This window comes from Stappia sp., from assembly GCF_048268045.1.
Lineage (GTDB): Bacteria > Pseudomonadota > Alphaproteobacteria > Rhizobiales > Stappiaceae > Stappia.
The window spans coordinates 166,581-186,338 of record NZ_JBLWWG010000006.1; the positions used below are offsets into that span (position 1 = coordinate 166,581).

Here is a 19,758-nt window from a genome sequence, read left to right on the forward strand (position 1 = left end):
CGCCCCGGCTTCGTCTTTTCCTTGCAGGTCAACAAAGCCGCAAAAGCACCGCACTTTCAACCGGTACCATTGGCTGGTGTGGTTTGCACCGTCAGGCGAGGATGCCGACGATCCCGTCCCACAGCAGCTTGCAGCCGATGATGCCGACCGCCGCGTAGGTGATCCGGTAAAACAGGGCGGCGTTCACCCGCTTCACCAGCCAGACGCCGGCCAGCGTCGCGAGCGGGGCAAGCGGCAGCAGCACGGCCGAGGTGGCGAGGTTCTCCGCATCGAACTGGCCGAGCGCGGCATAGGGAATGAGCTTGATCGCATTCATGGTGGTGAAGAACACGACGGAGGTGCCGGCCAGGCGCACCGGGTCCAGCCGTAGCGGCAGCATGTAGATCTGGTAGGGCGGGCCACCGGTGTGGCTGACGAAGCTGGTGAAGCCCGACACCATGCCCCAGAAGCGCCCGACCCACGGGCGATGCGGGCGCGGCTCGCGCGCGCGCGCGCGACCGACGAAGGCGTTGAGCGCGAACAGCACGGCGACGATGCCGACGAGCAGGCGCACATGCGCGTCGCTGACCACGGCGGCCGTGAAATAGCCGACCGTGATGCCGATCAGGGCGCCCGGCAGCAGGATCCTGAGGCTCTCCTTGTCGAAGTTGCGCCAGTAGGCAATGAGCCCCGACCAGTCCATGACGACGAGGATCGGCAGCATGATGCCGGCCGCCTGCACCGGAGGAATGAAGAGGCTCATCAGCGGTACGCCGAGCAGGGACAGCGGTCCGCCGAACCCGCCCTTGGCGAGCCCCACGAGCAGGACCGCCGGAATGGCGGTCATGTAGAATGTCGGATCTGAGATCGGGTGCACGAAGGCTGTGTCCGGATGGGCGGCGTGCCGCTGGGAGGAGGGCGATTTGCCGGCGCCATCCTAAGCCCGGCTGTCGTTGCTAAGCAAATCTCCCTATCGCCGAACGTCTGAGCGGGCAAGGCTTGCCTTTGCGAGGCTCCTCTTGGCACAACAGGAACCGTCGGCTGCCGGAGGGGCGCCCGCCCGTGGGCGGGTGGCGGGATATCGGACGACACGAGGGCGGGCCGGTTCGCGGGCCGGCCGGGAGACGAAGGCGCCGGCGACAATCCGGCAGGGAGGATGATGACGATGGCCAGCCGCTATCACGAGATCTATCAGGCATGGCAGCGCGATCCGGAGGGCTTCTGGGCCGGAGCCGCCGCCGAGATCGACTGGTTCAAGCCCTGGGACAAGGTCTTCGATCCCGAGCTTGGCAGCTACGGCCAGTGGTTCGCCGGGGCGGAGTGCAACACCTGCTACAATTGCCTCGACCGGCATGTGGAGCGGGGCCGTCCGGGTCAGCCGGCGATCATCTACGACAGCCCGATCACCGGCCGAAAAGCGGTTTACAGCTATCAGGAGACGCTTGACCGGGTGAATGCGATCGCCTCGGTGCTTGCCGATCACGGCGTCGAGAAGGGCGACCGGGTCATTGTCTACATGCCGATGATCCCGGAGGCGCTGATGACGAAGCTCGCCTGCGCGCGGCTGGGCGCGGTTCATTCCGTGGTGTTCGGCGGTTTTGCCGCCAACGAGCTGGCCACCCGCATCGACGACGCCAGGCCGAAGGCCATCGTCGCCGCCTCCTGCGGCATCGAGCCTGGCCGGATCGTCGCCTACAAGCCGCTTCTCGACGAGGCGATCCGTCTTGCCGCGCACAAGCCCGAGGGCTGCTTTGTGTTCCAGCGCGCGGAGGCCCAGGCTGAACTGGCCGAGGCCCGCGACCGCGACATGGGGACGCTGATGGAGGCTGCGCTCGCGCAGGGGCGCGAGGTCGCCTGCGTTCCGGTGAAGGCGACCGACCCGCTCTATATCCTCTACACGTCCGGCACCACCGGTCAGCCGAAGGGCGTCGTGCGCGACAACGGCGGCCATATGGTCGCGCTCAAGTGGTCGATGACGAACCTCTATGGCGTCGAGCCGGGAGAGGTGTTCTGGACCGCCTCGGATGTCGGCTGGGTCGTCGGGCATTCCTACATTCTCTATGCGCCGCTGCTTCAAGGGGCGACCACGGTCGTCTTCGAGGGCAAGCCGGTGGGCACGCCGGACGCCGGTGTTTTCTGGCGGGTGGTCAGCGAGCACAATGTCGTGGCGCTCTTCACCGCGCCAACGGCCTTCCGGGCGATCAAGAAGGAAGACCCGTCCGGCAAGCTGATCGGTGACTATGATCTTTCCTCGTTCCGCACGCTGTTTCTCGCCGGGGAGCGCGCCGATCCGGACACCATCGTCTGGGCGGAGGAAAAGCTCGGTGTGCCGGTCGTCGATCACTGGTGGCAGACGGAAACCGGCTGGGCCATTGCCGGCAATCCGGTCGGGCTCGGGATGCTGCCGGTCAAATACGGATCTCCGACAGTGCCGATGCCGGGATACGACGTGCACATCCTGGACGACGCCGGCCATCCGCTGCCGGCCGGCGCGCTTGGCAATGTGGTCGTCAAGCTGCCGTTGCCGCCGGGCTGCCTGCCGACGCTGTGGCATGCGCCGCAGCGCTTCCACGACAGCTATCTCGCCGAGTTCCCCGGCTTCTACAAGACGGCCGACGCCGGGGTCATGGACGAGGATGGCTATCTCTTCATCATGTCGCGCACCGACGACATCATCAATGTCGCCGGCCACCGCCTGTCCACCGGGGCGATGGAAGAGGTTCTGGCGAGCCATCCCGATGTTGCCGAGTGTGCCGTCGTCGGCATCGCCGACGCGCTGAAGGGGCAGGCGCCGTGCGGCTTCGTGGTGCTGAAGGCTGGCGTCGAGCGTTCGCACGGAGAGATCGAGGTCGAACTCGTGCGTCTGGTGCGCGAGCGCATCGGTCCGGTCGCCGCCTTCAAGCTGGCGCTCACCGTCGAACGGCTGCCCAAGACCCGCTCCGGCAAGATCCTGCGCGCCACCATGCGCCAGATCGCCGACGGGACCGAGGTCCGGATGCCAGCGACCATCGACGATCCGGCCATTCTGGAGGAGATCGAGGAGGCGCTGCGCGACCGGGGCATCGTCGTGGGGGGCTGAAACGCAGGGGCGGGCCCCATCGACAAGGGCGGTCCGCTCGGCCTATGGTCGCCGCAATGATCCGGTGCGCGTCACCCGCGCGCCGGGCCAGATCCCTTTGTTAAAGACGCATGAGGATCCCAGTGTCCCTGGAAAACAAGGTAGCCATCGTGACCGGCGCTGCCGGCGGTATCGGGCTTGCCATCGCACGGCGCTTTGTCGCCGATGGCGCGAAGGTCGTCATCGCGGATGTCGACGATCAGCGCGGCGAGGAGGCCCTGGCCGAGCTGAAGGCGCAAGGTGAGGCGCATTACGTCCACTGCAACGTCGCCGAGAAGCTCGATGTGCGCAATCTGGTCGCCGCGACGCTCGACACGTTCGGGGATATCGACATCCTCGTGAACAATGCCGGCATCGTCGCCGGTGGCGAACTGCTGGAGTTGGACGAGGCCGATTTCGACCGGGTGCTCGGCGTCAACCTCAAGGGCGCGTTCCTGTGCACCCAGGCTGTCGGCCGCCATATGGTCGATAGGGTGAAGGCAGGCGGCAAGCCCGGCTCGATCATCAACATGTCGTCGGTGAACGCGGTCTTCGCCATCGCCAACCAGGTGCCCTATTCGGTCTCCAAGGGCGGGCTGAACCAGCTCACCAAAGTTTCCGCTCTGTCGCTTGCGCCTCACGGCATTCGGGTCAACGCCATCGGGCCGGGCTCGATCATGACCGAGATGCTCGCTTCGGTGAACTCGGACAAGGCCGCGCGCCACCGGGTGCTGTCGCGCACGCCACTCGGCCGGGTGGGCAACCCTTCCGAGATCGCCGGCGTCGCCGCCTTCCTTGCCTCGGATGATGCGAGCTATGTCACCGGCCAGACGATCTATGCCGATGGCGGCCGGCTGCCGCTCAACTACACGGTTCCGGTCGCCGACGACGACTGAGCCTGGCGAACTGTTTGTTGTTTTGAGCAGAACAAAGGCCGGGCAATCGCCCGGCCTTTTTGCATTTCCGATGAGCCATCGCGGGGCGAGGGTGTGGTGCTATTCGGCCGCTGCGTCGTCGCGAGCCCGGTCGAACGCCTGCGCGCCCGTCTCGAACTGGAGCTTGGCGAGTTTGGCGTAGAGGCCGCCGGCGGCGACGAGCTCCGCATGGCGCCCGGTCTCGACGATGCGCCCTGCGTCCATCACCAAGATGCGGTCCGACTTGAGCACCGTGGCAAGGCGGTGGGCGATGACCAGCGTCGTGCGGCCGCGCATCAGGCGCTCCAGGGCTTCCTGCACCAGCGTCTCGTTCTCCGCGTCAAGGGCGCTAGTCGCCTCGTCGAGGAGCAGCACCGGCGCATCCTTGAGGATGGCGCGGGCAATGGCGATGCGCTGGCGCTGGCCGCCGGAAAGCGTCACGCCGCGTTCACCGACGAGCGTGTCGTAGCCGTGTTCCATCGCCTGGATGAAACCGTCGGCAGAGGCAAGCCGCGCAGCCGCCTCGATGTCCTGGCGGTCGGCGCCCGGTCGGCCGAAAGCGATGTTGTCGGCAATCGTCGTGCCGAAGATCGTCGTGTCCTGCGGCACCAGCGCGATCTGCCGGCGCAGGGCAAGCGGATCCAGCGCCTTTAGGTCGAGGCCGTCGAGGCGAATGCTGCCGTCGGTCGGATCGTAAAAGCGCATCAGCAGGTGGAAGAGGGTCGATTTGCCTGCGCCCGATGGACCGACGACGGCGACCGTCTCCCCGGGGGCGACGGTAAGGTCGATGCCGTTGAGCACCGGCAGGGAAGCGCCGCGTCCATAGTCGAAGCGTACACCCTCGAAGGCGATTTCGCCGCGGGCGCGCTCGGGAAGTTCCGCCGGCTTTGGCGGGGCGGAAATCTCGGGGCGGATCCGCAGCAGCTCCGACAGGCGTTCGGCCGCGCCGGCCGCCAGCGAGATTTCGCCCCACACCTGGCTGAGCTCGCCGAGCGCGCCGGCGGCGAAGATCGAGTAGAGCAGGAACTGGCCAAGCTCTCCGGCCGAGATGCGTCCGGCGAAGACGTCGCTCGCGCCGACCCACAGCACGGTGACGACGCTGGAGGCGATGACGAAGATGGCGAAGGCCGTCAGGATGGCGCGTGACAGGATGGCGCTGCGCGCCGCTCCGAAGGCCTCCTCGACGGAGCCGGCGAAACGCTCGCCCGCGTGACGCTCGTTGGTGAAGGCCTGCACCGTGCGCACCGCGCCGATGGTCTCCGTGGCATAGGCGGAGGCGTCGGCGAGCGTGTCCTGGGCATGGCGCGAGCGGCGGCGCACCGAGCGGCCGAAGGCGATCAGCGGCAGCACGATCACCGGGATCGCGGCGAGCACGAAGAGAGACAGGCGCGGACTGGAAATCACCATCATCGCCACGGCGCCGAGGAACATCACCAGATTACGCATGGCAATGGAGGCGCTGGCGCCGACGGCGGATTTCACCTGGGTCGCGTCTGCGGTCAGTCGGGAGATGATTTCGCCGGACTTGGCGCTGTCGAAATATCCGGGGGAGAGAAAGACCACATGCGAGAAGACGTCCGAACGGACGTCCGCGACGATGCGCTCGCCAAGCGTGGTGACCAGATAATAGCGCAACGCCGAGAACGAGGCGAGCGTCGCGGCAACGGCGATGAGCACCGTGAAGTAGTTGTTGACCAGCGAGGGATCGTCAGCGCCGAAGCCGAAGTCGATCATCCTGCGGATCGCGATCGGCAGCACCAGCGTCGTGGCGGAGGCGCCGACCAGTGCGAACAGCGCGAGCGCGACGCGCCCCTTGTACTTGCGCAGATAGGGCAGAAAGGTCGCCAGCGGGCGCAGGTCCCGCCTTCCGGGGCGGTCGGGCGAGGAGGGGGAGCCGTATCGGGACACGCGGGTGGTTCTCTTCCTTGTCTGGTCGCTTCACCGGGCCAAGCGCCACGGTTTGCAAATGCAGTGTGGTCGGGCGACCATATCGGCTGGACAGCCCAAGGCCAACCGGGGCATGAAGGACAAATCGGCGCAAGGCCGCCGGGGGAGAAACCGATGCGTGTCCTGCGGGGTGCAGGACGCGCATTCCGCCCGGCAAGCTGTCGCAGGATGCGCGGCGGCCCTTGTCTTGGCGCAGCGGATGGGCTATAGGCTCGCGCGCAAGGTTTCGGATCGTGTGCCCGCTGCGGCACGCGGTCTTCCATCGTTTGCGCCACCGCCATCCGGGATGCGCACTTTCGCTATTGCGAGGGTCCGGAGCATGACGGCACCGCAGACGGCAGTCAGCAACACGAAAGCGCCGCGCCTCCCCAGGCCGGTGTCCGCCGTAGCCACGGGGACGACAAGATGAAGAATGACATTCATCCCGACTACCACACCATCAAGGTGGTCATGACCGACGGCAGCGAGTTCGTCACCCGCTCCACCTACGGTGCAGAGGGCGAGTCGCTTCAGCTCGACATCGATCCGCGCACCCATCCGGCCTGGACCGGCGGTGACCGTCAGCTCATGGACCGCGGCGGCCGCGTCTCGCGCTTCAAGAGCAAGTACGCGGGCTTCCTCGGCAACTGAGCCGGCGGCAGCCAGCCCGCACGCCGCGGGCACAGCATGGAACACGAAAACCCCCGGTCATCGGCCGGGGGTTTTCTTTTGCGCCTGCCCGGTGCGGCCGGGACGGCAGCCGAACGCGAGGCGGTAACGAAAAATGCCGCCCGTTGAGGAACGGACGGCATCGCATCGAATTGGGCTTTGTGGTCGAGCCAGGCGTCTGCCTCGTCCCGGTCGCCGGGGTGGGGCGGGGCTGCCGGATGCTAGTGGCCGACAGTGCCGAAGGCGGCGTTGAGGGCGTGAAGCTGGGCTGCGACAGGATTGCGCGAGGCCGCGGCCGCTTCCTTGCGGCGGCTGTCCTGGATCATCCTGTCGAGATGGACGATGCGCTCCTGCAGGCGCACGGAGCGCTCGATCAGCGACTTCAGCATTTCGGGAAGCTCTTCCCATCCGCTGCCGTCGCGGCTCGGCGACACGCCGTCCAGCCGCACCTTGTTCTTCTCGCTGCCGGCCTGTTCGGTCGACATCTCGCCCTCGTTGACAGCGCGCTGTAGCAGAAGCCAGGAGGCCATCTGCATGAGCCGGGTGGTCAGCCGCATGGATTCGGTCGCATAGGCAAGCGACGCCGCGCGCGGCAGGGACTTGGATTCCGCACGGCCGTCGCCATCCAGATAAGAGGCCGTTTCCTCGACGAGGCCCATGCCGTCGCGAAAGAGCGCGGAGAAAGTCTCCGAATTTGCCAATCGCTCGGCGAAATCGATGGTTCCGCCTGCCTGCGATGCGTGCCGGTCCGTCATGTGCCTGCGTCTCCTGTTAACACCTTCCCATCCGCGCCGGTTCTCTTTGTCCCGTTCGTCGCGCCCCTTTCGGGACGTCTCGAAACGGGTCGGCAGTCTGTTTGTGCCGTTTTGAACCGATTGCGCGGGTCTTGCACCACTATCGCAAGCATCGTGCCAGGGCCGGACGGAAGGAGCCTGGGCACGTCCCCAAGGGATACACTGTCGGGCGACGCAAAAAAAGAGCCGCGGAGGCCGCGGCTCGAAGTCATTAACAGGGAGGCGTCAAACAGAGTGGACAGGAGCCACTCGAAATCCAGATGACTGGATATCCACTGTTATGATTTGGAAAGCTTAATAAATAGTAAATGGTTAAAAGTGTATATATTGCAGTAACTTTTACGTAGGGGCAGATACGGGGCTCGAAGCCTGCCTGAAGAGTTCGCCTTCCGTCTATTTCCGGAACAGGGCGTCTGCGGCGGCACGCACGCCGCCGCGCGCGTCGAGTTCGCGTTCGACGCGCGTGATCTCCTGCCCGAGCGCTTCGATCCGCGCCTCGAGTTCCGATACGGACAGGCGCGCCAGGTCCTCGCCCAGCCTCGCGACACTGGCCGCTGCCTTCATCGCCTCGTTGTCCTCGAACATCTGTTCCTCCCGCTCCCGGACATCAGGGGAGGGGCAAGGATGCAGGCCTTCGATGGCAGACGTCAATTGTCAGGCCGTGCGGACTTGCGTAAACCGGGGGCATGCGAACAGGCGGCCGCCCGCCGGAGCGGGGGCCGTGAAACGATTCCGGAGGACTGTTCATGGCTTCTCACCCCTCGATGATGACCGCGATCGGCTACAAGTCGCCCGGCGGACCGGATGTTCTCGCCGCCGAGACGCGGCCGGTGCCTGCCCCTGGCGAAGGCGAGGTCCTGATCCGGATTGCCTGTGCCGGCGTCAATCGACCCGACGTGATCCAGCGCAAGGGGCTCTATCCGCCCCCTCCCGGGGCCACCGATATTCCGGGCCTTGAGGTCGCCGGCGAGATCGTCGGGCGCGGCCCCGGTCTCGGCGAGGCGGCGCATCTTGCGCTCGGAGCGAAGGTCTGCGCGCTGGTGCCGGGCGGCGGTTATGCGGAATATGTGTGCGCACCGGCCGGCAGCGTTCTGCCGGTTCCCGACGGATTGTCGATGGAACAGGCCGCCGCACTCCCGGAAACCTTCTTCACCGTGTGGAGCAACGTGTTCGACCGGGTCGGCCTGAAGGCTGGCGAGCGCTTCCTTGTCCACGGTGGCACGTCGGGTATCGGCACGACGGCGATCCAACTCGCCAAGGCCTTCGGCGCGGAGGTCTTCACCACGGTCGGCTCGCCGGAGAAGGCGGAGGCCGCGCGCAACCTTGGTGCCGATCATGTGATCGACTACAACGCGCAGGATTTTGTCGAGGAGATCCAGACGATCACCTCGAAGGAGGGTGTTCACGTGATCCTCGACATGGTTGGTGGCGATTATGTCGAGCGCAACTGGGCGGTGGCCGCCGTCGAGGGGCGGATCTGCCAGATCGCGACGCTCAACGGCACTTCGCAGGAGGTGAATTTCTCCAAGCTGATGGTCAAGCGGCTGATCCACACGGGCTCGACGCTGCGCGCGCGAGATGCAGCGTTCAAGGCGGCGATCGCCAGCCAGTTGAGGGAGAAGGTCTGGCCGCTGATCGCTTCGGGCAAGCTTGGCCCGGTGATGGATTCGACCTTCGACCTGGCCGACGCGGCGGGTGCGCACCGACGTATGGAAAGCTCCGGCCACATCGGAAAGATCGTGCTCAGGGTGCCTTCCTGAGCGTGATCCGTGTTTGATTTCGGGAAGCGGAAAGCGTATAAGCCTGAAGTTCCCCTCTTATGCTAGAGAAGAGTTTTAGTCTTTGCCGTGTCCTGCGCTTGTCGGGACCCCGGTGGAGCGAACAGGAGGCTTTTACACATGGCGACCACACCCTTGATGCCCAAGGCGACGGCCGTGTGGCTCGTGGATAACACGTCCCTCAGTTTCGTCCAGATTGCCGATTTCTGCAAACTGCACCCCCTCGAGGTCAAGGCGATTGCCGATGGCGAGGCGGCGCAGGGCATCAAGGGCCTCGATCCGGTGATGTCCGGCCAGCTCAGCCGCGACGAGATCGAGAAGGCGCAGGCCGATACGGGGCATCGCCTGAAGCTGCAGGAAAGCCGCACCCGCGTTCCCGAGGTCAAGCGCAAGGGACCGCGCTATACGCCGGTGTCACGCCGCCAGGATCGCCCGAACGCCATTCTCTGGCTGGTGCGCAACCATCCGGAGATCAAGGACGCCCAGATCATGCGTCTCGTCGGCACCACCAAGCCGACGATCCTCGCCATTCGCGAGCGTACGCACTGGAACTCCAACAATCTGACGCCCAGCGATCCGGTGACGCTTGGCCTGTGCAGCCAGATCGAGCTGGACATGGAAGTCGAGAAGGCGTCGAAGAACCTGCCGCCGCGCCCCGAGGGCGATCCCGGCGCCGAGACACTGCTTCCCGCCGACGAGACCACGTCCGAGGATGCGATGGCTGCCGCCTTCGCCCGTCCGGCGCCGTCCCGGCCGGAAGAGGAAGAGATCGACGCCGATGCCGTTTTCGCCAAGCTCAACTCCCTCAAGGGACGGGCAGACGAGGAGAACGAGGAAGAGGAGGAGCGCTGAACGCGCTCTTCTTCCATCCGCGAACGCAAAAAGGCCGCCCGGCGATCCGGGCGCCCTTTTTTGTTGTGCCGGGCTGTTCGCCGCCTGGTGCTTGCTTCAGCGCTCGGTGAGCTTCAGCTCGATGCGCCGGTTGCGGGCGAATGCCTCGTCGCTGTCGCCATCCTCGAGCGGCTGATACTCGCCGAAACCGGCGGCGACCAGACGTTTCGGATCAACTCCCTGGTCGATCAGGTAACGGACGACGGAGATGGCGCGGGCGGCGGACAGTTCCCAGTTGTTGCGAAAGCGCCCGGTGCCGGAAAGCGGGCGCGAATCGGTGTGTCCGTCGACCCGCAGCACCCAGTTGATTTCGGGCGGGATCTGGACGGCGAGTTCCTTGATTGCGTCGGCGAGCTTCTTCAGCTCTTCCTCTCCCTCCGGGTTGATCGTGTCGGCGCCGGAAGAGAACAGCACCTCTGACTGGAAGACGAACCGGTCGCCGACGACGCGAATGTCGGAGCGCTGGGAGAGGATCTCGCGCAGCCGGCCAAAGAAATCCGACCGGTAGCGGGAGAGTTCCTGCACGCGCTGGGCCAGGGCCACGTTCAGCCGGCGGCCGAGATCCGCAATCTTGGTCTGGCTCTCCCGGTCGCGGGTCTCGGATGCCTCGAGTGCATCCTCCAGCGCCGCGATTTGCCGGCGCAGCGCAGAGATCTGCTGGTTGAGCAGCTCCACCTGCGACAGGGCGCGCTGCGACACGCGCTTTTCCGCGTCGAGCTGACTTTCCAGCGTCGCCGCCGCGCCGCCGGCGCGGTCGGCCTCGCTTGAGGAGCTGTCGAGCAGCCCCTGAAGCCGGTCGCGCTCGGATTGCGCGGCCCCGAGATTGGCCGACATGGTTGCGATCGTGTCCTGCAGGTCGCGGCCCGAGGCGCGTTCGAGCGCAAGCAGTTCGGTCAGCTCGCTGATCTGCGCGTTGAGCCGGTTCAGTACCGTGTCGCGGCCCGAGAGTTCCTGGCTGAGGAAGAACTGGGCGATGACGAAGACCGACAGCAGGAAGATGATGACAAGCAGGAGCGAGGCCATGGCATCGACGAAGCCCGGCCAGTAGTCGGTGCGCGTCTCGCGACGTCTCATCCGCGAGCCGGCCATGTCAGCGGCCTCCGGTGGGGGGCGTCATCAGCGGCCCTCGTCGCGTATGCGCTCGAAGACGCCGGACATGCTGCGCAGGAGTTGCTCGATGCGCCGCTGCTGCTCTGCCTGTTCGTCCGCCCAGTCGCGCATCATCTGCTGCTCGCTGCGCACATGCTGGACAAGACCCTGGATGCCCTCGGCGAGGTTGGCCATGGCCAGCGCCGCGTTGCGCCCGGTGCCGCCGCCTCCACCTCCACTGCCGCTTTCGGCCATGCTGTTGCGCAGGTTGTCGATGGCGATCCGAAGTTCGACGAAGCCGCTGCTGCCCGCGCCCGAACCGTCCTCCGGCTCGATGTCGGTCAGTGTCGAGAGCCAGTCCTCGAGCTCGTTGTAGAAGCGGTTCTGCGCCTGGCTCGCCTGCAGGTCGAGAAAGCCGAGGATCAGGGAGAAGGTGAGGCCGAAGAGCGAGGACGAGAAGGCGGTTCCCATGCCGGCGAGCGGTGCCTCCAGCCCGGCCTTGAGGTCCTCGAAGATGACGCCGGCGTCTCCCGAGCCCACGTCGAGGCTCTGGATGGTGGCATTGACCGAGCCGACGGTCTGCAGCAGGCCCCAGAAGGTGCCGAGCAGACCGAGGAAGACGAGCAGGCCCGTCAGGTAGCGGGAGATCTCGCGCGCCTCGTCGAGGCGCATGCCGATGGAATCGAGGATCGAGCGGGTGGTGGCGGGAGACAGGATGGTGTCGCCGGCGCGGTTGCCGAGAAGTGTCGCCATCGGGGCGAGCAGCACCGGCGGACGGCGAACCTCGATCCCGGGGTCGCCAAGGCGAAAGCCATTGACCCAGTTGACCTCCGGCACCAGCCGGATGACCTGGCGAATGGCAAGCAGGATGCCGATCGCGCCGGTCGCAACGATCAGGCCGTTGAGCCCCGGGTTGCTCATGAACGCGGATGCGATCTGGCGGTAGAGGATGAGCGCGAGAAACGCGACCACCGCCAGAAAGATCGCCATGCGGATCAGATAGACCCAAGGGCTGGACAGGCTATACGGATCATAGGCGCGCGCCATGTCGGCTTGCTTCTCCCTGTTGCGACCGTGCCCCTTGATAGCGTGATTTTTCCCGGGCTGGAAACCCGTAATCTCGGAAGTCCTCGCGGCTCAGGCGCCGATCTTGGAGAGAAGCGCCTGGAGCTGGTTGCGGACCTGCTCGTTGCCGGCCACGATCGAGCTGGTTCCGAACATGTCGTTGCCGCCCTCGATGTCGCTGACGAAGCCGCCGGCCTCGCGCACCAGGAGGATGCCGGCGGCCATGTCCCAGGGCTTGAGGCCGTGCTCCCAGAAGCCGTCAAAGCGGCCGGAGGCGACCCAGGCAAGGTCGAGCGCGGCAGCACCGCAGCGGCGCAGGCCGGCGACTTCGCCCATGATGTGGCGGATTTCCTTGAGCGAGCGTGCGTGATCGCCAACGCCGAGGAAGGGGATGCCCGTTCCGATGACGCAATCGGGCAGCGACTTGCGGGCCGCGACGCGCAGGCGGCGGTCGTTCATGAAGGCGCCACGGCCGCGCTCGGCCGTGTAGAGCTCATCCATGATCGGGTTGTAGATGACACCGGCGACGATCATGCCCTCGCGCTCCAGCGCGATGGAGACATTGAAGATCGGGATGCCATGCAGGAAGTTGGTGGTGCCGTCGAGCGGGTCGACGATCCAGCGATGATCGGGATCGTTGCCGGGGATCTCGCCGGACTCTTCCATCAGGAAGCCGTACTCGGGCCGCGCCTTCTGCAGTTCCACGCGCACGATCTTCTCCGCGGCGATGTCGGCGGCGGAGACGAAGTCGCTCGGCCCCTTCCTGGACACCTGCAGGTTCTCCACCTCGCCGAAATCGCGGGCGAGGCTGCGGCCGGCCTTGAGGGCAGCCTGGACCATGACGTTGAGCAGAGCGGAGCGGGACATTGTGCTTACCTGAAAGAAGTGCGGGAGGCGGAGGGCCGGGCTGCGGCCGGAACGGGAGAGCTGGCGTGCACGGGTGACGTTGCCGTCCGCGCGTGCACGCCAGCGGAGGCTGGTGTCAGTCGGCGCGGCGGACGTATTCGACGAGTTCGGTGTCGACGATGATGCGCTCACCTGCGGTGATGAACGGCGGCACCATGACACGCACGCCATTCTCGAGGATGGCGGGCTTGTAGGACGAGGACTGGGTCTGGCCCTTGACCACGGCGTCGGCCTCGGTGATCTCCAGCGTCACATACTGCGGCAGCGAGATGCCGATCGGGCGCTCGTCATGCATTTCGAGCGTGACCATCATGCCGTCCTGCAGGAAGGCAGCGCGCTCGCCGACGAATTCGGACTGAAGCTCGATCTGCTCATAGGTCTCGGTGTTCATGAACACCAGCATGTCTTCCTGCGGATACAGGTACTGGAAGTCCTTCTGCTCGAGACGCACGCGCTCGACCTTGTCGGCGGAGCGGAAACGCTCGTTCAGCTTGCGCCCGTCGATGAGGTTCTTCATCTCGACCTGGGCGAAGGCGCCGCCCTTGCCGGGCTTGACGTGTTCGACCTTGACGACGGCCCAAAGCGTTTCCTGGTGCAGCAGGACATTGCCGGGCTTGATTTCATTGCCGTTGATTTTCATGACTTCGGACTCGTCTGTCGTGTCTTTTGAAACGCGGTGTCGTTCGAAACCCGGTTCCGGTCCGGTGACGCGACGGCGCCCGGCCCGTCCGGAATGCGCCATGCGATTCCAGGCCACTCCCGAAAAACGGGGAGGGCGACGAATTGCGGCACGATGTTCGGTGCGCGCCTGTGCACCACACTTCCGGGCGCTGATCAAGCAAAAACGCGGTTTCGGGCGGTGTTGCGCCTGTCGGTCAGGGCGTGGTCGCGGCCTCGTCGACGGCGAGCTTGTCGACCGGCAGGGAGTAGGTTCGGGCGAAGGTGCGGGCCTTTTCCATTTCCTCCTGTGTGAGGCCGGAGAGCAGCGCGTCGAGCTCCAGGTCGGAGACGCCCGAGGCGCGCGCGGCCAGATGCCACCCGGCGGCGGCCTGCGCGTCCGCGGTTCGGCCGCGGCCATAGGCGTAGACGCGGGCGAGCCGGTTCATGGCGACCGGGTTGCCGGACTTGGCGGCGCGCTCGAACCAGTCCGCGGCCTCCGCCTCGTCCGGGGCGACACCGCGCCCGTTGAAGCGCAGGATGCCGTAGCGCACCTGTGCGCCGACATGGCCCTGACGGGCGGCACGCCCCATCCAGAAGGCTGCCTGCGCCTCGTTGCGGATGTCGGCGGGGCCGTCGAGATAGAACTGGGCGAGCTGGAAGCGCGCGTCCATGTCGTCGAGTTCCGCCGCCTGCTTCAGCAAAACCAGCGCCTTATCCGGATCGAACGGACGCCCCTCGCCGGTGCGGTACAGGCCGGCGAGATTGTAGATCGCCTCGGGGATGCCCTTGTCGGCGGCGATCTGGAACATGTCGCCTGCCGCCTTTTCGTCCTGCGGCACGCCGATGCCGTTGAGCAGCATCAGTCCGTAGCGCAGGGCCGCCTGCGGGTTTCCGTTCGAGGCGGCCAGCGAATACCAGCTTGCCGCCTTTTCCGCGTCGCGCGGCAGGCCGCGCCCGGTCTCGTACAGAACGCCGAGAAGGGTCTGCGCGGCGGTGTCGCCGGCCTCGGCGCGCGGCGTGGCAAGGCTGAGGGCGGTGAGATACCAGCCCCGCTGGAAAGCGCCATAGGCGAAGTCGACGCTCTCGCCCTCGGCCTGCAACGGCAAGGGTGGCGTAGTTGCGATCGGGGGCAAGAGGACCTGCTTTTCCTCGCCCCTGCCGGAGGCGCCCTTGGGTCGGCCTGGAATCAGGCTCTCCAGCGTCGGCTGCCTGATCGGCGCGCCGGTGAAGGGGGTGGAGGCCTCATCCTTTGCCGTGGCTTCTGTTGCGGTCCCGGCGGCGGGTGCGTCCTTGGTCGCGGCAGCGCCGGCCGTAGCTGCCGGCGTGGCTGCGCCTGTCGCCGCCGGTTTCGCGGCGGGCGCCGGCTCGTTGGATGCAGGGGCAGGGGCAGGGGCAGGAGAGGGCGCAGGCACCGGAGAGGGGGCCTGAACGGTGGCGGCCGGCGCGGCCGTCGTGTCCTCGGCGCGCACGGGCAGACCGGCGGCAAGCACCGGTGCCAGAGCGAGAGCGATCAGGAGGACGCGACGGGGGGCGCTCATCAGCCGGCTGCCTCGGGAAGGTCGTGGCGGGAAAGCACGTCGTTTGCCTGGCGCACCGCGTCGGCTGCTCCGTCCGCATGGTCCCAGACCGCCTCGCGCAGGGCGACGAAGTCGGCGCCCGTCGCCGCGCAGGTCTCGACGCCGGAAAGATCGGTGCCGCACAGGGCGACGCAGGGCGTCTCGAAGACCTTCGACCACCACTCCGCGAAGTTCAGTGTTTTGGCGTGCGGATCCGGTTCCGGGGCGAGCTCGAGCAGACCGAAGAGCACATAGTCGACGCCGACCTCGGCCAGCGTCATCGCGTCATGGCGGGTGCGGACCTCGCCGGACCCGACGATGCCGTTGGGGCGGAACGTCTCGAGTGCCCGCTCCAGGTCCTCGCCGCCGGTGTCGATATGCACGCCGTCGGCGCGCGCCCGGCCGGCGGTGCGCGTGTCGTTGCGCAACACCACGGCGGCTCCGGCCGCCTGGGCCATCGGCACGACGCGCTCGGCCAGCTTCTGGAAGGTACCGTCGTCGAGGCCCGTGTTGACGAGCATCAGGCAAGCGACGTCGCCGCCGGTCAGCGCCTCGGCGAGCCGGTCGGGAAAGCTGTCCGGGTCGAGCGTCGTCGGCGAAATCAGATAGAGGCGCGGATGCACGATGCGGCGTCTTTCCTGTTCGAGGGTCGCCTGCCCGAAGGCGGGAGACCGTGGATATGGCATGGTCGCCGATCACGGCGAAAGCTTGACGGAAAGGGCGGTCCCGTCAACGCGAAATCGCCACGCGGCAGGACTGCCGCGTGGCGAGATGTCAGACCAAGGTGCTCTGCGCCGGACCCGAAGGTCCGGCGAAGCGGCATTGCGGCATGGGAAGGCTCAGGCCTTCTCCAGGTCCTTGCTCCATTCGCCACGCGCGGCCAGGCCGTTCATCTTCGCGCGGTGGAGGAAGGCGGCCTGCGCGGCCGGGATGTTGGCGTCCTTGCCGCTCCAGGCCTTCAGCGCCGACTGCTGCAGCGCGCGGCCGTAGGAGAAGGTGAGCTTCCACGGCAGGGTCGCGCCGGCGTTCATCAGATGCAGATGCTCGCTCGCCTCCACGTCCGACTGGCCGCCGGAGAGGAAGGCGATGCCCGGCACGGCGGCCGGCACGGTTGCCTTCAGGCAGCGCACGGTCAGTTCGGCCACTTCCTCGGCCGAAGCCTGGAAGGCGGCGTTCTTGCCCGGCACGATCATGTTCGGCTTGAGGATCATGCCTTCGAGCAGCACGTCCATCTGGAACAGCTCGGCAAAGACCGTGTTGAGCGTCCACTCGGTGACTTCGTAGCAGGTCTCGATGTCATGCGACGCGGAGGGGCCGTCCATCAGGACTTCCGGCTCGACGATCGGCACGATGCCGGCTTCCTGGCAGAGCGCCGCATAGCGGGCCAGCGCATGAGCGTTGGTCTGGATGCAGGTGCTCGACGGCAGGCCGTCTTCCTCGTTGATGTCGATGACACCGCGCCACTTGGCGAAGCGAGCGCCGAGCTCGTAATACTCGGCAAGGCGCTCGCGCAGCCCGTCGAGGCCCTCGGTCACGGTCTCGCCCGGGAAGCCGGCCAGCGGCTTGGCGCCCTTGTCGACCTTGATGCCGGGAACAGCACCGGCCTTGCGGATCATCTCCACGAAGGGCGTGCCGTCGGCTGCCTTCTGGCGCAGCGTCTCGTCGAAGAGAATGACGCCGGAGATGCAGTCGGTCATCGCTTCGGTGCTGGAGAACAGCATCTCGCGATAGGCGCGGCGGTTGTCCTCGGTGTTTTCGACGTTGATCTGGTCGAAACGCTTGCCGATCGTGCCGGTGCTTTCGTCCGCTGCCAGAATGCCCTGTCCGGTGGCCACCATGGCCTGGGCGATATCCTCGAGACGCTCACTCATAAGGCTCGTCCTTCTTCCCTTGTGCATTGCCGCGCCCTTTGCGCGGGGTCTTATTATCAAGAGCGCGGCGGTTCACAAGCCGCTTGCTCTGCGTCTTTAAGACAATGTTAACCGGCAAGCGCCGTGACGCCTGGCAGTTCCTTGCCCTCGAGCCACTCGAGGAAGGCACCGCCGGCGGTTGAAACATAGGAAAAGCCCTCGGCCGCTCCCGCATGATTGAGGGCTGCGACCGTGTCGCCGCCACCGGCGACGCTGGTCAGCAGGCCGTCCTTGCTGCGTGCGGCCGCATGGCGGGCGGCGGCAACGGTCGCGGCGTCGAAGGGGGCGATCTCGAAGGCACCGAGCGGGCCGTTCCAGACCAGCGTCCTCGCCTTGTCGATGGCCGCCTTCACGGTCTCGATGGAGGCCGGGCCGACGTCGAGGATCATCGCATCGGCGGGAACCGCATCGATGGAGACGGTCTCGTTGTCGGCGTTTGCCTTGAACTCCCGGGCAACGACGGCATCGACGGGCAGCACGATCTCGCAGCCGGCGTCGCGTGCGCTCTCCATGATCTTCCTGGCGGTGTCGGCGAGGTCATGCTCGCACAGCGACTTGCCGACGTCCTTGCCCTGGGCGGCGAGGAAGGTGTTGGCCATGCCGCCGCCGATGACGAGCATGTCCACCTTTCTCACCAGATTGTCGAGCAGCTCGATCTTGCTGGAAACCTTGGCGCCACCGACGACGGCCAGAACCGGGCGCACCGGGGTCGTCAGGGCGGCGGCAAGCGCCTCAAGCTCGGCCTGCATGGTGCGGCCGGCATAGGCTGGCAGCCGTCGGGCAAGCCCCTCGGTGGAGGCATGGGCGCGGTGCGCGGCGGAAAAGGCATCGTTGACATAGAGATCGCCAAGCACGGCCAGCGCGTCGGCGAAGGCCGCATCGTTCTTCTCCTCGCCGGCGTGGAAGCGGGTGTTTTCCAGCAGCGCCACGTCGCCGTCAGCGAGCCCGTCGACCACGGCCCTTGCGGTTTCACCGATGCAGTCGGTGGCGAAGGCGACCGGGCGGCCGAGCAGATCGGTCAGCGCGGCGGCGACCGGGGCAAGGCTCATCTCGGGAACGGCCATGCCCTTGGGGCGGCCGAAATGGGCGAGAAGCACGACGCGGCCGCCTTTTTCGGACAATTCGCGGATCGTCGGCAGCACCCGGTCGATGCGGGTGGTGTCGGTCACGCGGTTGCCGTCCATGGGGACGTTCAGGTCGACGCGCACCAGCACGCGCTTGCCGGCGAGGCCGTCGAGATCGTCGAGGGTCTTGAATCTCATCAGTCGCTCTCCGGATGCTGGATGCGTTTTGTGTCGCAGGAATTCTGGATTGTGTGCGCGAAAACCGGTTCGCGCGGGCATGGCTGCGGCCCGGCGGAGCGGTTTGCGCGTCCTGGCCTGGCCGGATGCACGGCCGGGCGGATCGTGGGATCCGCCCGGCCGCGTCGATCAGATGGTCTTGGCGAGCGCCACGGCCGTGTCCGACATGCGGTTGGAGAAGCCCCACTCGTTGTCGTACCAGGTCAGAATACGCACGAGGGTGCCGTCCATGACCTTCGTCTGGTCCATGTGGAAGACCGACGAATGCGGGTCGTGGTTGAAGTCGCTGGAGACCAGCTTTTCGTCGGTGAAGCCGAGGATGCCCTTGAGCTTGCCGTTGGCGGCCTTGCGGATGGCCTCGTTGACTTCCTCGACGGTCGTGGCGCGCTTGGCGACGAACGTCAGGTCGACGACCGAGACGTTCGGCGTGGGAACGCGGATGGAGACGCCGTCGAGCTTGCCGTTCAGCTCCGGCAGGACGAGGCCGACAGCCTTGGCCGCGCCGGTCGACGTCGGGATCATGGACAGGGCCGCCGCGCGGGCGCGGTAGAGGTCCTTGTGCATGGTGTCGAGCGTCGGCTGGTCGCCGGTGTAGGAGTGGATCGTCGTCATGAAGCCGCTCTCGATGCCGATGGCCTCGTTGAGGACAGAGGCGACCGGAGCCAGGCAGTTGGTCGTGCAGGACGCGTTGGAGACCACGAGGTCGGCGCTCGTCAGCGCGTCATGGTTGACACCGTAGACGATGGTCTTGTCGGCGTTGGTCGCCGGGGCGGAGACCAGCACGCGCTTTGAGCCATTCGCCAGATGCGTGGCGGCCTTGTCGCGGTCGGCGAAGATGCCGGTGCATTCCATGGCCACGTCGACGCCGAGCTTGCCCCACGGAAGCTCCTTGGGGTCGCGAATCGCGGTGACCTGAATCGGGCCGGTGCCGACGTCGATCGTGTCGCCGTCGACCGTCACGGTGCCCGGAAACCGGCCATGCACCGAATCATAGCGCAGCAGATGCGCGTTGGTCTCAACCGGGCCGAGATCGTTGATGGCGACGACCTGGATGTCGGTGCGGCCCGATTCCACGATGGCGCGCAGCACGTTGCGCCCGATGCGACCAAACCCGTTGATGGCAACCTTCACGGTCATGAGACTCTCCCCGTTGGCGGGCGGCGCTCCGCCCCCTTTTACTGTCCGCGGCCGTTGCGGCTCGCGGAACCTGCGGCCGCCGCGCA

At 66.5% G+C, this 19,758-nt stretch carries 18 protein-coding genes; 5 read left to right on the top strand and 13 right to left on the bottom strand.

The window, feature by feature from the left end:
- Positions 1 to 91: 91 nt before the first annotated feature.
- A complete protein-coding gene (locus ACN0WF_RS11655; protein ID WP_417772989.1) occupies positions 92 to 826 on the bottom strand; it encodes a sulfite exporter TauE/SafE family protein in 735 nt (244 codons plus the stop codon).
- Positions 827 to 1,144: 318 nt separating this feature from the next.
- Here ACN0WF_RS11655 and ACN0WF_RS11660 point away from each other — a divergent pair, with 318 nt between their 5' ends.
- Positions 1,145 to 3,058: a propionyl-CoA synthetase gene (locus ACN0WF_RS11660; protein ID WP_417772990.1), complete on the top strand. Its 1,914-nt coding sequence runs from the start codon at positions 1,145 to 1,147 to the stop codon at positions 3,056 to 3,058.
- Positions 3,059 to 3,180: 122 nt separating this feature from the next.
- A complete protein-coding gene (locus ACN0WF_RS11665) occupies positions 3,181 to 3,972 on the top strand; it encodes an SDR family NAD(P)-dependent oxidoreductase (protein ID WP_417772991.1) in 792 nt (263 codons plus the stop codon).
- A gap of 99 nt (positions 3,973 to 4,071) precedes the next feature.
- On the opposite strand, the gene ACN0WF_RS11670 is transcribed toward ACN0WF_RS11665, so the two are convergent.
- Positions 4,072 to 5,898 (bottom strand): ABC transporter transmembrane domain-containing protein, encoded by a 1,827-nt coding sequence (locus ACN0WF_RS11670; RefSeq protein ID WP_417772992.1) that lies wholly within the window; start codon positions 5,896 to 5,898, stop codon positions 4,072 to 4,074.
- Between the two features lie 444 nt (positions 5,899 to 6,342).
- Here ACN0WF_RS11670 and rpmE point away from each other — a divergent pair, with 444 nt between their 5' ends.
- Complete coding sequence (gene rpmE, locus ACN0WF_RS11675) at positions 6,343 to 6,567, top strand: 50S ribosomal protein L31 (RefSeq protein WP_417772993.1); 225 nt, start codon at positions 6,343 to 6,345, stop codon at positions 6,565 to 6,567.
- Positions 6,568 to 6,806: 239 nt separating this feature from the next.
- Here the strand turns inward: rpmE and ACN0WF_RS11680 are convergent, their stop codons facing one another.
- Positions 6,807 to 7,340: a DUF1465 family protein gene (locus ACN0WF_RS11680; RefSeq protein WP_417772994.1), complete on the bottom strand. Its 534-nt coding sequence runs from the start codon at positions 7,338 to 7,340 to the stop codon at positions 6,807 to 6,809.
- A gap of 432 nt (positions 7,341 to 7,772) precedes the next feature.
- Entirely contained in the window at positions 7,773 to 7,964 is a 192-nt protein-coding gene (locus ACN0WF_RS11685; RefSeq protein ID WP_417772995.1) for a DUF1192 family protein, read from the bottom strand.
- Positions 7,965 to 8,125: 161 nt separating this feature from the next.
- Between ACN0WF_RS11685 and ACN0WF_RS11690 the strand changes: the two genes are divergently transcribed.
- Positions 8,126 to 9,139, top strand: a complete 1,014-nt coding sequence (locus tag ACN0WF_RS11690; protein WP_417772996.1) for an NAD(P)H-quinone oxidoreductase — start codon at positions 8,126 to 8,128, stop codon at positions 9,137 to 9,139.
- 138 nt (positions 9,140 to 9,277) lie between these two features.
- Entirely contained in the window at positions 9,278 to 10,009 is a 732-nt protein-coding gene (locus tag ACN0WF_RS11695) for a DUF1013 domain-containing protein (protein WP_417772997.1), read from the top strand.
- 96 nt (positions 10,010 to 10,105) lie between these two features.
- Here the strand turns inward: ACN0WF_RS11695 and ACN0WF_RS11700 are convergent, their stop codons facing one another.
- The 9 genes from ACN0WF_RS11700 to gap all read right to left on the bottom strand — a co-directional run bounded on the left by ACN0WF_RS11700 (position 10,106) and on the right by gap (position 19,672).
- Positions 10,106 to 11,137, bottom strand: a complete 1,032-nt coding sequence (locus ACN0WF_RS11700) for a peptidoglycan -binding protein (RefSeq protein WP_417772998.1) — start codon at positions 11,135 to 11,137, stop codon at positions 10,106 to 10,108.
- Positions 11,138 to 11,164: 27 nt separating this feature from the next.
- Positions 11,165 to 12,184, bottom strand: a complete 1,020-nt coding sequence (locus ACN0WF_RS11705) for a flagellar motor protein MotA (RefSeq protein WP_417772999.1) — start codon at positions 12,182 to 12,184, stop codon at positions 11,165 to 11,167.
- A gap of 90 nt (positions 12,185 to 12,274) precedes the next feature.
- Positions 12,275 to 13,069: an inositol monophosphatase family protein gene (locus tag ACN0WF_RS11710; RefSeq protein WP_417773000.1), complete on the bottom strand. Its 795-nt coding sequence runs from the start codon at positions 13,067 to 13,069 to the stop codon at positions 12,275 to 12,277.
- Between the two features lie 115 nt (positions 13,070 to 13,184).
- On the bottom strand, positions 13,185 to 13,748 hold the full coding sequence (gene efp / locus ACN0WF_RS11715; protein ID WP_417773001.1) for an elongation factor P: 564 nt from the start codon (positions 13,746 to 13,748) through the stop codon (positions 13,185 to 13,187).
- Between the two features lie 235 nt (positions 13,749 to 13,983).
- On the bottom strand, positions 13,984 to 15,306 hold the full coding sequence (locus tag ACN0WF_RS11720) for a tetratricopeptide repeat protein (protein WP_417773002.1): 1,323 nt from the start codon (positions 15,304 to 15,306) through the stop codon (positions 13,984 to 13,986).
- The gene (locus tag ACN0WF_RS11725) at positions 15,306 to 16,010 is read right to left on the bottom strand and encodes a thiamine phosphate synthase (RefSeq protein WP_417773003.1); all 705 of its coding nucleotides are present in this window, start codon (positions 16,008 to 16,010) and stop codon (positions 15,306 to 15,308) included. The genes ACN0WF_RS11720 and ACN0WF_RS11725 overlap by 1 nt, the downstream gene beginning before the upstream one ends.
- Positions 16,011 to 16,163: 153 nt before the next feature.
- Positions 16,164 to 17,195 (bottom strand): class I fructose-bisphosphate aldolase, encoded by a 1,032-nt coding sequence (locus ACN0WF_RS11730; protein WP_417773004.1) that lies wholly within the window; start codon positions 17,193 to 17,195, stop codon positions 16,164 to 16,166.
- Positions 17,196 to 17,302: 107 nt separating this feature from the next.
- Entirely contained in the window at positions 17,303 to 18,499 is a 1,197-nt protein-coding gene (locus ACN0WF_RS11735) for a phosphoglycerate kinase (RefSeq protein ID WP_417773128.1), read from the bottom strand.
- Between the two features lie 165 nt (positions 18,500 to 18,664).
- Positions 18,665 to 19,672 (bottom strand): type I glyceraldehyde-3-phosphate dehydrogenase, encoded by a 1,008-nt coding sequence (gap, locus tag ACN0WF_RS11740; protein WP_417773005.1) that lies wholly within the window; start codon positions 19,670 to 19,672, stop codon positions 18,665 to 18,667.
- Positions 19,673 to 19,758: the final 86 nt, after the last annotated feature.

What these genes read in the sequence shown, in the direction of transcription:
- ACN0WF_RS11655 (WP_417772989.1), bottom strand. Translation starts at nt 826, where the DNA reads ATGACCGCCATTCCGGCGGTCCTGCTCGTGGGGCTCGCCAAGGGCGGG.
- ACN0WF_RS11660 (WP_417772990.1), top strand. Translation starts at nt 1,145, where the DNA reads ATGGCCAGCCGCTATCACGAGATCTATCAGGCATGGCAGCGCGATCCG.
- rpmE (WP_417772993.1), top strand. Translation starts at nt 6,343, where the DNA reads ATGAAGAATGACATTCATCCCGACTACCACACCATCAAGGTGGTCATG.
- ACN0WF_RS11680 (WP_417772994.1), bottom strand. Translation starts at nt 7,340, where the DNA reads ATGACGGACCGGCACGCATCGCAGGCAGGCGGAACCATCGATTTCGCC.
- ACN0WF_RS11685 (WP_417772995.1), bottom strand. Translation starts at nt 7,964, where the DNA reads ATGTTCGAGGACAACGAGGCGATGAAGGCAGCGGCCAGTGTCGCGAGG.
- ACN0WF_RS11690 (WP_417772996.1), top strand. Translation starts at nt 8,126, where the DNA reads ATGGCTTCTCACCCCTCGATGATGACCGCGATCGGCTACAAGTCGCCC.
- ACN0WF_RS11695 (WP_417772997.1), top strand. Translation starts at nt 9,278, where the DNA reads ATGGCGACCACACCCTTGATGCCCAAGGCGACGGCCGTGTGGCTCGTG.
- ACN0WF_RS11700 (WP_417772998.1), bottom strand. Translation starts at nt 11,137, where the DNA reads ATGGCCGGCTCGCGGATGAGACGTCGCGAGACGCGCACCGACTACTGG.
- ACN0WF_RS11705 (WP_417772999.1), bottom strand. Translation starts at nt 12,184, where the DNA reads ATGGCGCGCGCCTATGATCCGTATAGCCTGTCCAGCCCTTGGGTCTAT.
- ACN0WF_RS11710 (WP_417773000.1), bottom strand. Translation starts at nt 13,069, where the DNA reads ATGTCCCGCTCCGCTCTGCTCAACGTCATGGTCCAGGCTGCCCTCAAG.
- efp (WP_417773001.1), bottom strand. Translation starts at nt 13,748, where the DNA reads ATGAAAATCAACGGCAATGAAATCAAGCCCGGCAATGTCCTGCTGCAC.
- ACN0WF_RS11720 (WP_417773002.1), bottom strand. Translation starts at nt 15,306, where the DNA reads ATGAGCGCCCCCCGTCGCGTCCTCCTGATCGCTCTCGCTCTGGCACCG.
- ACN0WF_RS11725 (WP_417773003.1), bottom strand. Translation starts at nt 16,010, where the DNA reads ATGCCATATCCACGGTCTCCCGCCTTCGGGCAGGCGACCCTCGAACAG.
- ACN0WF_RS11730 (WP_417773004.1), bottom strand. Translation starts at nt 17,195, where the DNA reads ATGAGTGAGCGTCTCGAGGATATCGCCCAGGCCATGGTGGCCACCGGA.
- gap (WP_417773005.1), bottom strand. Translation starts at nt 19,672, where the DNA reads ATGACCGTGAAGGTTGCCATCAACGGGTTTGGTCGCATCGGGCGCAAC.